Below are 12,305 nucleotides of genomic sequence, written 5' to 3' on the forward strand. Positions count from 1 at the left end.
ATCCTTCCTGGTGCGGTCAGCTGAGACCGACTCAGATATCGAGGAAGCGGACGTCCTTGGCATTGCGCTGGATGAACGCGCGGCGGGCCTCGACGTCCTCGCCCATGAGGACCGAGAACAGGTCGTCGGCCTGGGCGGCGTCGTCGAGTGTGACCTGGCCGAGGACGCGGTGCTCGATGTCCATGGTGGTCACGCGCAGCTCCTCGGCGTTCATCTCGCCGAGACCCTTGAAGCGCTGGATCGAGTCCTCGCGGACGCGCTTGCCGCGCTGACGGCCCAACTCCAGCAGCGCGTCGCGCTCGCGGTCGGAGTACGCGTACTCGACCTCGTCCCGGCCCCACTTGATCTTGTAGAGCGGGGGACGGGACAGGAACACGTGCCCGGCCTCGACCAGCGGCCGCATGAAGCGGAACAGGAAGGTCAGCAGCAGGGTGTTGATGTGCTGGCCGTCGACGTCGGCGTCCGCCATCAGGATGATCTTGTGATAGCGGAGCTTCTCGATGTCGAAGTCCTCGTGCACGCCCGTGCCGAAGGCGGAGATCAGCGCCTGGATCTCCTGGTTCTGCAGGATCTTGTCGATCCGCGCCTTCTCGACGTTGAGGATCTTGCCTCGGATCGGGAGGATCGCCTGGTACTGCGGGTTGCGGCCGGACTTGGCCGAGCCGCCGGCGGAGTCACCCTCGACGATGAAGATCTCGCACTTGGTCGGGTCGTTCGACTGGCAGTCCGACAGCTTGCCCGGCAGGGACGCGCTCTCCAGGAGGCCCTTGCGGCGGGTGAGGTCACGGGCCTTGCGGGCCGCCACGCGCGCGGTGGCCGCCTGGATGCCCTTGCGGATGATGTCCGCCGCCTCGTTCGGGTTGCGGTCCAGCCAGTCGTTGAGGTGCTCGTAGACCGCCTTCTGGACGAAGGTCTTCGCCTCGGTGTTGCCCAGCTTGGTCTTGGTCTGGCCCTCGAACTGCGGCTCGCTCAGCTTCACCGAGATGATCGCCGTCAGACCCTCGCGGATGTCGTCGCCCGTGAGGTTGTCGTCCTTCTCGCGGAGCAGCTTCTTGTCGCGCGCGTACTTGTTGATCAGCGAGGTCAGCGCGGCACGGAAGCCCTCTTCGTGCGTACCGCCCTCGTGGGTGTGGATGATGTTCGCGAAGGAGTACACGCCCTCGCTGTAGCCGCTGTTCCACTGCATCGCGACCTCGAGGGACAGGCTCTTGTCCTTGTCCTCGGCATCCAGGTCGATCACGGTGGGGTGGACCACGTCCCCCTTGCGGGAGTTCAGGTACTTCACGAAGTCGACGATGCCGCCCTCGTAGTGGTACGTGACGGTCTTGACCTCGGCCTTCTCGTCGGCGCCCGCCTCGTCCGCTCCGGACGTGGCCTTCGCCGACTCGCGCTCATCAGTGAGTTTGATTGTCAAACCCTTGTTGAGGAACGCCATCTCCTGGAAACGCCGCGAGAGCGTCTCGAAGGAGTACTCGGTGGTCTCGAAGATGTCCGGGTCGGCCCAGAAGGTCACCGAGGTGCCGGTGTCGTCGATCGCCTCGTGCTGGGCGAGCGGAGCCGTCGGCACGCCCATCTTGTAGTCCTGCGTCCAACGGTGGCCGTCGGTCCTGACCTCGACCGACACCTTGCTGGACAGGGCGTTCACGACGGAGACGCCGACGCCGTGCAGACCGCCGGAGACGGCGTAGCCGCCGCCGCCGAACTTGCCGCCCGCGTGCAGCACCGTCAGGACGACCTCCAGGGCCGGCTTCCCCTCGGAGGGGACGATGCCCACCGGGATGCCACGGCCGTTGTCGACGACGCGCACACCGCCGTCGGCCAGGATCGTCACGTCGATGGTGTCCGCATGACCGGCCAGTGCCTCGTCGACCGAGTTGTCGACGACCTCGTACACCAGGTGGTGCAGACCGCGCTCGCCGGTAGAGCCGATGTACATACCGGGTCGCTTGCGGACCGCGTCCAGCCCTTCGAGGACGGTGATGGCGCTGGCGTCGTACGAGGCGGTGACCTCACCGTTCGCGCCGGCGTCGGTGGACGGGATGTTCTCGTTGGGGTTGCCGGAATCGGCCACGAAGCGCCCTTTCTGGCACATCAGCACGAGCCGGGCTCCTGGGGACACCCCCTCTGGGGGAGGGTTGCCGGAGCGGCTGCGGCATGTTGCGTTGGTAAGCCTTGACTCAGCGTTGCTCAGCTTTTCCCGGACCTCCCCACGACTGGGGCGGGATTGGCTTCCAGTCTACCGGTAGCGCCGACAGTGATGGGGGTTTGCCGGTACCTGAGTCCCCATGTGCCGCCCTGAACCGGTCCCGACCGGGTCCCGATATACGGATGGGGGCTCCAAGAGGCTCACGGAGGCACTCAGCGCTTCCGGCTGTCAACCCTTGGCTACTCCGGGGTCAGGTCGGGATTCGCAACAGCGTGCGGTTGTACGACAAAGGCACGCACGAACTCCGGTACGTGACGTAAGTCACCCGTAGGTGTCGCCGGGGCCCGTGCTCCCCGGGGCCCGCAGAGAGCCGTAACGACGGGCCGGACCACCCGGGCCGAACACCTTGATCAGCCTCACCGCCCCCTGCCCGAGATCCTCGTTGAGGCGGGCGACCAGCGTCGGGGCGAGTAGACGCAGCTGCGTCGCCCACGCCGTGGAGTCGCACTGCACGGTCAGGACACGCTCGTCCTCGTCGTACCGCTGCGGCACACAGTGCTTGGCCAGGTCCTCACCGACGATCTGCGGCCAGCGCCCCATGACCCCGCCCACCGCGGCCGGAGTCTCCCACCCGCGCTCATTGATCAACCTGTTGATCGCGGCACCGAGCGCCATGGGGTCACGCCCGTCGGCACGCGCGCCCGAGCGCAGGCCCCCGCCCCGCCGAGCCTGCTTCTTCTGCTGCGCCGCGGCCCCACGCGCGCGTGCCTGCTCCTTGGCGGCACGAAGCGCCACGCGCGCGAGGTCGACTCCGGAGGGCTCGGGACTCTTCCCGGATCCCTGAGGGGTGGGTTCGTCCGTGCTCATACGCGCTCCACCGTCCCGTCGGACACGGCGTACCGCGCCCCCGCCAGCACATGCGGTACGTCGTCGTCCACAGCGGCGGTCACCAGGACCTGCTCGCCGGGCGCGACCAGCTCCGCCAGCCGTTCGCGACGCCGGGCGTCCAGCTCGGCGAACACGTCGTCGAGGATCAGCACCGGCTCGTTGCCCTCCGCGCGCAGCAGGTCGTACGACGCCAGGCGCAGCGCCAGCGCGTAGGACCAGGACTCACCGTGGGAGGCGTAGCCCTTCGCGGGCAGCTGACCGAGCTTGAGCACCAGGTCGTCCCGGTGCGGGCCCACGAGCGTGACACCCCGCTCGATCTCCTGCTTGCGGGCGTCGGCCAGGGCCGCCATCAGCTGGGCGTAGAGGTCCTCGCGCGTATGGGCCTCGCCGGGCGCGGACGGCTTGTACTCCAGGGCGACGGGACCGCCTCCGGGGGCCAGCTGCTCGTACGCTTTGTCGGCCAGCGGCTGGATCGCGGCGACCAGGTCGAGGCGCTGGGCGAACAGCTCGGCACCCACCCGCGCGAGGTGCTGGTCCCAGACGTCCAGCGTGGACAGGTCCATGGAACGGCCCCCGTGCCGGCGGGCCAGCGCGGCCGTCTTCAGGAGCGTGTTGCGCTGCTTGAGGACCCGCTCGTAGTCGGAGCGCACGCCCGCCATACGCGGGGAGCGGGCCGTGATCAGCTCGTCGAGGAAGCGCCGACGCTCACCGGGGTCGCCCTTGACCAGGGCTAGATCCTCGGGCGCGAACAGCACGGTCCGTACGATCCCGAGCACATCACGAGGCCTGACCTGCGAGGACCTGTTGATACGGGCACGGTTGGCCTTGCCCGGGTTCAGCTCCAGCTCGACCAGCTGCTGCCGCTCGCCCTGCCGGACCTGCGCCCGGATGATCGCGCGGTCGGCACCCATACGGACCAGGGGCGCGTCGGAGGCGACGCGGTGGCTGCCGAGGGTAGCGAGATAGCCGACCGCCTCGACGAGGTTCGTCTTCCCCTGCCCGTTGGGGCCGACGAAGGCGGTGACGCCCGGGTCGAGCGGGACCTCGACCCGGGCGTACGAGCGGAAGTCGGCCAGCGACAGATGCGTGACGTGCATGGTCGTTTCGCCGACCTCCCCCAGGGTTGTGGATCGCGAAGCGACCCTGTGGACTACTTCTTCTCTACGGCGTGGCCGCCGAACTGGTTGCGCAGCGCGGCGATCATCTTCATCTGCGGCGAGTCGTCCTGGCGGGACGCGAACCGCGCGAACAGCGAGGCGGTGATCGCGGGAAGCGGCACCGCGTTGTCTATGGCGGCTTCCACAGTCCAGCGGCCCTCGCCGGAGTCCTGTGCGAAACCTTTCAGCTCCTCCAGGTGCTCGTCCTCGTCGAGGGCGTTCACCGCGAGGTCGAGCAGCCAGGAACGGATGACCGTCCCCTCCTGCCAGGAGCGGAAGACCTCACGGACGTCGGTCACCGAGTCGACCTTCTCCAGGAGCTCCCAGCCCTCGGCGTAGGCCTGCATCATCGCGTACTCGATGCCGTTGTGGACCATCTTCGCGAAGTGGCCCGCGCCGACCTTGCCCGCGTGCACCGCGCCGAAGTCGCCCTTCGGCTTGAGCGCGTCGAAGACCGGCTGCACCTTGGCGACGTTCTCGGCGTCGCCGCCGTACATCAGCGCGTAGCCGTTCTCCAGGCCCCAGACGCCGCCGGAGACGCCGCAGTCGACGAAGCCGATGCCCTTGGCGGCCAGCTCCTCGGCATGCCTCTCGTCGTCCGTCCAGCGGGAGTTGCCGCCGTCCACGACCACGTCGCCGGGCTCGAGAAGCTCGGCGAGCTGGTCGATCGTGGACTGCGTGGGCTCGCCGGCCGGGACCATCACCCAAACCACGCGCGGGCCGGAGAGCTTGCCCACAAGCTCTTCCAGGCTGTGGACATCCGCAAGGTCCGCGTTGCGGTCGTATCCGATGACGGTGTGGCCCGCGCGGCGAATCCGCTCGCGCATGTTGCCGCCCATCTTGCCGAGGCCGACGAGACCGAGGTCCATCAGTTGATCCTTAGGTTGCTGTGTGACGTGTGGGGCACGTTCGTACCTGTGTCCGAGCCTAAACCCGGACGCTCACGCACATCTGTGGGCATACGCGCTCATGCGTATGCCCTCACCTGCGGCTTCGACCGACGGAGGGCGGTGAACGGCATCAGCCGCTCAGCCGCACCGGCATGATCAGGTACTTGTAGGCCTCGTCCGCCTCGGCGTCCAACGCCGGCTTGCCGCTGAGCAGCGCGGGCTTCGTGGACGTCGTGAAGGACAGCTGGGCCACCGGGGAGTCGATGGCGCTCAGGCCGTCGAGCAGGAACGTCGGGTTGAAGGCGATCGAGATGTCGTCGCCGTCCAGCTGCGCGTCCACCCTTTCCACAGCCTGTGCGTCGTCGCTGGAGCCGGCCTCCAGGATGAGCACGCCCTTCTCGAAGCTGAGCCGCACCGGGGTGTTCCGCTCCGCCACCAGGGCCACACGCTTGACGGCCTCCACGAAGGGGGCGGTCTCGATCACGGCGATGCTGTTGAACTCGGTCGGGAACAGCGTGCGGTACTTGGGGAGGTCACCCTCCAGCAGCCGGGTCGTCGTCCGGCGTCCGGCGCCCTCGAAACCGATCAGCCCCTCGCCCGCGCCCGAACCGGACAGCGCCAGGATCACGCTGTCGCCGCTTGTGAGCGCCTTTGCGGTGTCCAGGAGCGTCTTGGCGGGCACCAGGGCGACCGCGGAGGCGTCCGGGTTCTCCGGCTTCCACAGGAACTCGCGGACCGCGAAGCGGTAGCGGTCGGTGGAGGCCAGGGTGACCGTGTCGCCCTCGATCTCGATGCGCACACCGGTGAGGACGGGCAGCGTGTCGTCGCGGCCCGCGGCGATGGCGACCTGCTGGACGGCGGAGGCGAAGACCTCGCCAGGGACCGTGCCGGTCGCGTTCGGCATCTGCGGCAGGGACGGGTACTCCTCCACAGGCAGGGTGTGGAGTGTGAATCGCGAGGAGCCGCAGACCACCGTCGCCCGTACACCGTCTGTGGAAATCTCCACCGGCCGGTTGGGGAGGGCGCGGGAGATGTCGGCGAGCAGGCGGCCGGAGACGAGGACCGTGCCCTCCTCCTCGACCTCCGCCTCCACGGACACCCGGGCGGAGACCTCGTAGTCGAAGCTGGACAGGCTCAGCTGGCCGTCCTCGGCCTTCAGCAGGAGGCCGGCGAGGACAGGCGCCGGCGGACGGGCCGGAAGGCTGCGTGCCGCCCAGGCCACTGCCTCCGCGAGTACGTCGCGTTCCACCCGGATCTTCACCGTAAGCCGCCTCCTGCTGTTGCTACTGAGCCCTACGACTCGGTGTCACTGCCCTCTGCGACGGGAAGGACACCGGGGACCAGTCTGACGCACCGCACTGACAGTAGGTGCCTGTCGGGGTCAAGTCGTGCCGAGGGGCAGCCGGGCTCGAGACGGCGAGTTGTGCACAGGCCCCACTTCGAAACGGATTCCGCACTCTCTCTAGTTGGAAGTAGTAGTAGGGCCTGTGGATACCGTGGATAACCACGTTTGCCCAGCTCAGCGCGGAAATTTTGTCCACCGGCCCTGTGGGTGACAGCAGTGGACAACTTGGCGTTTCTGTGGAGAACAGAAAGTTCTGCACACACCGCCCACAGCCCGAGGGCAGTTCTCCCCAGCTGCGTCCCCAGGTTTACCCACGTTTCCCACACCCCAATCCGGCATCTCGGTGTGACGCCTTTCACTCGACGCGGTGATCAGGGGCGTCGTGTTGCCGAACAGTGGACAGCCATGTGGAGAAGCCACGGATCGCTGGGGACAACCGGCCCCAGCCTGTGGGGCGCCGGTGGACAACTTCGTGCACAGCCTGTGGATCTTCGCTTCATCCACAGGCTGTGGAGATCGTTCGTCCACGAATCCACAACCCGATGACCTGGTCTGATGGTCTTTCAACCGGCTCCGCTGTGGACACGATCTGGACAACTCCACAGTCCCCAGGATGTGGACGGAAGAAAGTCACCGAATCTGTGGAGAGCGGCCGTAACCTCGCGGCTAATCGAACACCGGGTGGCTGCGGACCGATGGTCCGGGGCCTGCCGGACCCGGGTCCGGAGGTGTGGCCGGGCCGGTGTGGCGGGGCCGGTGCGGCCGGTCCGGTGTGCTCGCGGAGCCACGGCGGGGCACGGCAGCGGAACGAGACGAGGGGCGCCCCCGGATGTCCTCCGGGGGCGCCCCTGAGCGTCGTACGCCTGCGGTCGTCAGCCGTTCTTGATGCGGTTGGTCAGCTCCGTGACCTGGTTGTAGATGGAGCGCCGCTCGGCCATCAGCGCGCGGATCTTGCGGTCGGCGTGCATGACGGTCGTGTGGTCACGGCCGCCGAACTGCGCGCCGATCTTGGGCAGCGACAGGTCGGTCAGCTCGCGGCACAGGTACATGGCGATCTGACGGGCCGTGACCAGCTGGCGGCCCCGCGAGGTGCCGCACAGGTCCTCGACCGTGAGGCCGAAGTAGTCGGCGGTCGCCGCCATGATGGCCGGCGCGGTGATCTCCGGAGTCAGGTCCTCGCCGCCGGGGATCAGGTCCTTGAGGACGATCTCCGTCAGGCCCAGGTCCACCGGCTGCCGGTTGAGCGAGGCGAACGCCGTCACCCGGATCAGCGCGCCCTCCAGCTCGCGGATGTTGCGCGAGATCCGGGAGGCGATGAACTCCAGGACCTCCGGAGGGGCGTTCAGCTGCTCCTGGACCGCCTTCTTCCGGAGGATCGCGATGCGCGTCTCCAGCTCGGGCGGCTGGACGTCGGTGATCAGACCCCACTCGAAGCGGTTCCGCAGTCGGTCCTCCAGCGTGACCAGCTGCTTCGGCGGCCGGTCGGAGGACAGCACGATCTGCTTGTTCGCGTTGTGGAGCGTGTTGAAGGTGTGGAAGAACTCCTCCTGCGTCGACTCCTTGTCCGCCAGGAACTGGATGTCGTCGACGAGCAGGATGTCCATTTCGCGGTAGCGCTTGCGGAAGCTGTCGCCCTTGCCGTCGCGGATGGAGTTGATGAACTCGTTGGTGAACTCCTCGGAGCTCACGTAGCGCACTCGCGTGCCCGGGTAGAGGCTGCGCGCGTAGTGCCCGATGGCGTGCAGCAGGTGGGTCTTGCCGAGCCCCGACTCTCCGTAGATGAAGAGGGGGTTGTACGCCTTGGCGGGAGCCTCGGCGACGGCGACCGCGGCGGCGTGTGCGAAGCGGTTGGAGGCGCCGATGACGAAGGTGTCGAAGAGGTACTTCGGGTTCAGCCGCGCGGTCGGCTCGCCGGGACCGCTCGCCGGCCCGGGCTGTGCGGTCTGCGGGCCGGGGGCACCGGTGGCCGGGCGCCCGGAGACGCCTGGGCCGCCGCGGTGCGCCTGATGACCGGAGCCGGGCGGCTCGGGCAGGTCGCGGCGGGCGGGGTCGCGCTGGTCGTATTCGACGCGTGACGGGTCGTAGTCGGAGCGCTGCTGGTCGTACGAAGGGCGTTCCATCGGCTGCGGGCGGTACTCCTGGGACGGGGCCCTGTATGTGTCCTGCCCGGAGCCGTACGTGTCCTGGGGCGGCGGCCCGTAGCTGTCGCGCGACGGCGGTCCGTAGGAATCCTGGGACGGCGACGCGTAGGGGTCGCGCTCCGGGAAGCCGAGCCGGGGCTGCTGCCAGCTGTACTCGTCCTGTGCGGGGCGCGGCCAGGCGCCGGGCTCGGGGCGCTGGTACTCGGAGGGATAGGCCGGCCGGGCGGTGGGGAGCTGATCGGCGCGGGAGGCCGGGTCACCGCCCTGCCGCTGGTCGGCGCGGTGGCGGCCGTAGCCCTCGTACTGCCCGTGAGGGATTTCCGGCTCCTCGTAGCGCGACTGCGGCTGCGGGGAGGGCGCCGGCGGGGCGGGAGGCTCGCCCGCGGAGTCGTCGACGGTGATCGCGATGCGGATCGGGCGGCCGCACTCGCGGCTCAGGGTGTCGCTGACGATCGGGGCGAGGCGGCCTTCGAGCACGCCTTTCGCGAATTCGTTCGGTACGGCGAGCAGGGCGGTGTCCGCGACCAGCGCGAGGGGCTGGCAGCGTCGGATCCAGTGCTCGTCCTTCGCCTCGACCCCCTGGCCGCGGCCCTCTCCGAGGAGCTGCTCCAGAACTCGTGGCCACACTGCGGCAAGATCGGCAGGTACGTCAGCCACAGGGCACGCTCTCTCACAGGTCCCACGAACGTGTGGTTGTGGGACGGGTCGGGATGCAAATCGGGTGAGCGGGCGGGAAGGACCCGGCTCGGCTGGGGACTAGGGAACGAATCGGAGTTCAGCCACGGTAGTCAGCGCGGCGGGTGCGGTTCAAGTTGTTGTCCCCAGCCTGTGGATAGTGTCTCTTAGTGCCCCGTGGTTTGACCGGACGGCGCAGCCCCGCGTACCGTAACCAGGTCGAGTTGTCGATGGCTGCTGCCGCCTGCCTCCGATGGGCACAGGTCACTGAAGGTGACCGGTAAGCGGTGCACTCGGGCGTGACGCGAGCTACTCGTGGGCGCACGGTGACAGCCAGGACGGCACCCCGCAACTACCCGATATTTTCTGGAGCCCCCGAGTGAGCAAGCGCACCTTCCAGCCGAACAACCGTCGTCGCGCGAAGACCCACGGCTTCCGGCTGCGTATGCGCACCCGTGCCGGCCGCGCGATTCTCGCGTCCCGCCGTGGCAAGGGTCGCGCCCGTCTGTCCGCCTGATCCCGATCAGGTCATGACGTCGTGCTGCCCACCGAGAACCGGCTGAGGCGGCGCGAGGACTTCGCGACCGCGGTACGACGAGGCCGTCGGGCTGGACGCCCGCTCCTCGTCGTCCACCTTCGTAGCGGTTCCACGGACCCGCACGCGCCTGGGGAGAGCGCTCCCCCGACGCGTGCGGGTTTCGTCGTGAGCAAGGCAGTAGGTGGTGCGGTCGTGCGGAACACAGTGAAGCGCAGACTTCGCCATCTGATGCGTGACCGAGTCGCCCTTTTTCCCCCCGGTAGCCTGGTAGTCGTACGAGCGCTGCCCGGAGCGGGTGACGCAGACCATGCACAGCTGGCCCGAGACCTGGATGCCGCCCTTCAACGGCTGCTGGGAGGGGGCGCGCGATGAAGTACCCACTGCTGGCCCTGATCAAGCTGTACCAGTGGACGATCAGTCCGCTGCTCGGGCCCGTGTGCAAGTACTACCCGTCGTGCTCCCATTACGGCTACACGGCCATCGACCGGCACGGTGCGGTCAAGGGAACGGCGCTCACCGCCTGGCGAATCCTCCGGTGCAATCCGTGGTCGCTCGGCGGTGTGGACCATGTTCCGCCGCGCAAGCGCCCGCGGTGGCACGAAATGCTGCGCAGCGCCTGGCGCGCACGCAGGGGCGGGCCCTCCGCCGCCGAACCGGCCATCGAGGGGAAGCTTCCTTCGAGCCCGGCCGCAGAGACCCCGTCCCATGCCCAAGGAGCATGATTAGTGGACACGATTGCCAGCCTGTTCAGCTTCATCACGACACCCGTTTCCTGGGTCATCGTCCAGTTCCACACGGTGTACGGCGCCATCTTCGGTCCTGACACCGGATGGGCCTGGGGCCTGTCGATCGTGTCCTTGGTGATCCTGATCCGTATCTGCCTGATCCCGCTCTTCGTGAAGCAGATCAAGGCGACCCGGGCCATGCAGACGCTGCAGCCCGAGATGAAGAAGATCCAGGAGCGCTACAAGAACGACAAGCAGCGCCAGTCCGAAGAGATGATGAAGCTGTACAAGGACGCGGGCACCAACCCGCTCTCCTCGTGCCTTCCCATCCTGGCGCAGTCCCCGTTCTTCTTCGCCCTGTACCACGTGCTCAACGGCATCGCGTCGGGTGACACCATCGGCGTGATCAACCAGAGCCTGCTGCAGAGCGCGCAGAAGGCACACATCTTCGGCGCCCCGCTGGCCTCGAAGTTCCTGGACAGCGCCGACACGGTCCAGAAGCTCGGTGCCTCGCTGACGGACGTCCGGGTCGTCACCGCGATCATGATCGTCCTGATGTCGGGGTCGCAGTTCTACACGCAGCGTCAGCTGATGACGAAGAACGTCGACACGACGGTGAAGACGCCGTTCATGCAGCAGCAGAAGATGCTGATGTACGTCTTCCCCATCATGTTCGCCTTCTTCGGCATCAGGTTCCCGGTCGGTGTCCTCATCTACTGGCTGACCACCAACGTGTGGACCATGGGTCAGCAGATGTACGTCATCCACAACAACCCGACCCCGGGTTCCAAGGCCCAGGCCGCCTTCCTGGAGCGCCTGACCAAGCACGTCACGCACCACGGCAAGACCCGCAGCCGGGGTGAGAAGGCCATCATCAAGGCGATCGTCGCCAAGGGCCGTGACCGCAACGATGCCGAGCGCATGTTCATCAACGCTCTGAGCAAGGCCGGCCTCGCGGCCCAGGCCGACGGCACCGTGGTGAAGGGCGAGGCCCAGGCCGTCGCCCCGACCGAGGACGGCGCGGCCGCCGCCCGGCGCCAGCAGCCCAAGCGCCAGAGCAAGTCGCAGCGTCAGTCCGGTGGCCCCAAGCAGGCCGGTGACCCCACGCCGTCCACGTCGCTGGAGAAGTCCGACGAGCCGCAGGACGCCACGCCGCAGGACGCCAAGCCCGCCGCCAAGAAGGCCACTGCGCCCGGCACCGGCACCCGCAGCAAGGCCCAGTCCGGTCAGCGCAAGGGTCCGCAGCGGCCCAAGTCCCCGTCCAAGAAGTAAGAAGGAGCCCATCCCGTGACGGAAGGCACCACCTCCGCCGCTGCCGAGGGTGCAGACACCCTGACCCGCCTGGAGCAGGAGGGCGAGATCGCGGCGGACTACCTCGAGGGTCTGCTGGACATCGCCGATCTCGACGGCGATATCGACATGGACGTCGAGGCCGACCGCGCCTCTGTGTCGATCATCAGCGACACGGGCGGCCGCGACCTGCAGAAGCTGGTCGGCCGTGACGGCGAGGTGCTTGAGGCGCTGCAGGAGCTGACCCGGCTGGCCGTGCACCGGGAGACCGGGGACCGCAGCCGGCTGATGCTGGACATCGCGGGCTACCGCGCCAAGAAGCGTGCCGAGCTCTCCGAGCTGGGCGCCAAGGCCGCCGCCGAGGTCAAGAGCAGCGGCGAGCCCGTGAAGCTCAAGCCGATGACTCCGTTCGAGCGCAAGGTCGTGCACGACGCGGTCAAGGCCGCGGGGCTGCGCAGCGAGTCGGAGGGCGAGGAGCCGCAGCGGTTCGTCGTCGTGCTGCCCGCCTGA

The 12,305-nt window shown here is 68.2% G+C and carries 11 protein-coding genes; 5 read left to right on the forward strand and 6 right to left on the reverse strand.

What is annotated here, in order from left to right:
- Positions 1-31 precede the first annotated feature (31 nt).
- From gyrB to dnaA, 6 genes are all read right to left on the reverse strand, one after another.
- Complete coding sequence (gene gyrB / locus ACIPSA_RS23500) at positions 32-2,095, reverse strand: DNA topoisomerase (ATP-hydrolyzing) subunit B (protein ID WP_402638132.1); 2,064 nt, start codon at positions 2,093-2,095, stop codon at positions 32-34.
- 372 nt (positions 2,096-2,467) lie between these two features.
- Positions 2,468-3,013: a DUF721 domain-containing protein gene (locus ACIPSA_RS23505; protein ID WP_402637929.1), complete on the reverse strand. Its 546-nt coding sequence runs from the start codon at positions 3,011-3,013 to the stop codon at positions 2,468-2,470.
- Entirely contained in the window at positions 3,010-4,131 is a 1,122-nt protein-coding gene (gene recF, locus ACIPSA_RS23510; protein WP_402637930.1) for a DNA replication/repair protein RecF, read from the reverse strand. Before recF ends, ACIPSA_RS23505 begins: the two co-directional genes overlap by 4 nt.
- 53 nt (positions 4,132-4,184) lie before the next feature.
- Positions 4,185-5,060 (reverse strand): phosphogluconate dehydrogenase (NAD(+)-dependent, decarboxylating), encoded by an 876-nt coding sequence (gnd, locus tag ACIPSA_RS23515; RefSeq protein WP_402637931.1) that lies wholly within the window; start codon positions 5,058-5,060, stop codon positions 4,185-4,187.
- Between the two features lie 151 nt (positions 5,061-5,211).
- A complete protein-coding gene (dnaN, locus tag ACIPSA_RS23520; RefSeq protein WP_402637932.1) occupies positions 5,212-6,342 on the reverse strand; it encodes a DNA polymerase III subunit beta in 1,131 nt (376 codons plus the stop codon).
- 956 nt (positions 6,343-7,298) lie between these two features.
- Entirely contained in the window at positions 7,299-9,224 is a 1,926-nt protein-coding gene (gene dnaA, locus ACIPSA_RS23525) for a chromosomal replication initiator protein DnaA (RefSeq protein ID WP_402637933.1), read from the reverse strand.
- Positions 9,225-9,621: 397 nt separating this feature from the next.
- On the opposite strand from dnaA, the gene rpmH reads away from it, so the two are divergent.
- The 5 genes from rpmH to ACIPSA_RS23550 are packed head-to-tail and all read left to right on the forward strand — an operon-like array spanning position 9,622 to position 12,305.
- Positions 9,622-9,759, forward strand: a complete 138-nt coding sequence (rpmH, locus tag ACIPSA_RS23530; RefSeq protein WP_003949374.1) for a 50S ribosomal protein L34 — start codon at positions 9,622-9,624, stop codon at positions 9,757-9,759.
- Between the two features lie 21 nt (positions 9,760-9,780).
- Positions 9,781-10,152 (forward strand): ribonuclease P protein component, encoded by a 372-nt coding sequence (rnpA, locus tag ACIPSA_RS23535; RefSeq protein ID WP_402637934.1) that lies wholly within the window; start codon positions 9,781-9,783, stop codon positions 10,150-10,152.
- The gene (gene yidD / locus ACIPSA_RS23540; RefSeq protein WP_402637935.1) at positions 10,149-10,502 is read left to right on the forward strand and encodes a membrane protein insertion efficiency factor YidD; all 354 of its coding nucleotides are present in this window, start codon (positions 10,149-10,151) and stop codon (positions 10,500-10,502) included. The genes rnpA and yidD overlap by 4 nt, the downstream gene beginning before the upstream one ends.
- Positions 10,503-10,505: 3 nt before the next feature.
- Entirely contained in the window at positions 10,506-11,777 is a 1,272-nt protein-coding gene (yidC, locus tag ACIPSA_RS23545) for a membrane protein insertase YidC (protein WP_402637936.1), read from the forward strand.
- Between the two features lie 15 nt (positions 11,778-11,792).
- Positions 11,793-12,305 (forward strand): protein jag, encoded by a 513-nt coding sequence (locus ACIPSA_RS23550; RefSeq protein WP_402637937.1) that lies wholly within the window; start codon positions 11,793-11,795, stop codon positions 12,303-12,305.

Source organism: Streptomyces sp. NPDC086549, assembly GCF_044746205.1.
GTDB lineage: Bacteria > Actinomycetota > Actinomycetes > Streptomycetales > Streptomycetaceae > Streptomyces.

Coding starts and splice junctions, on each gene's coding strand:
- ACIPSA_RS23505 (WP_402637929.1), bottom strand. CDS start 3,013: ATGAGCACGGACGAACCCACCCCTCAGGGATCCGGGAAGAGTCCCGAG.
- recF (WP_402637930.1), bottom strand. CDS start 4,131: ATGCACGTCACGCATCTGTCGCTGGCCGACTTCCGCTCGTACGCCCGG.
- gnd (WP_402637931.1), bottom strand. CDS start 5,060: ATGGACCTCGGTCTCGTCGGCCTCGGCAAGATGGGCGGCAACATGCGC.
- yidD (WP_402637935.1), top strand. CDS start 10,149: ATGAAGTACCCACTGCTGGCCCTGATCAAGCTGTACCAGTGGACGATC.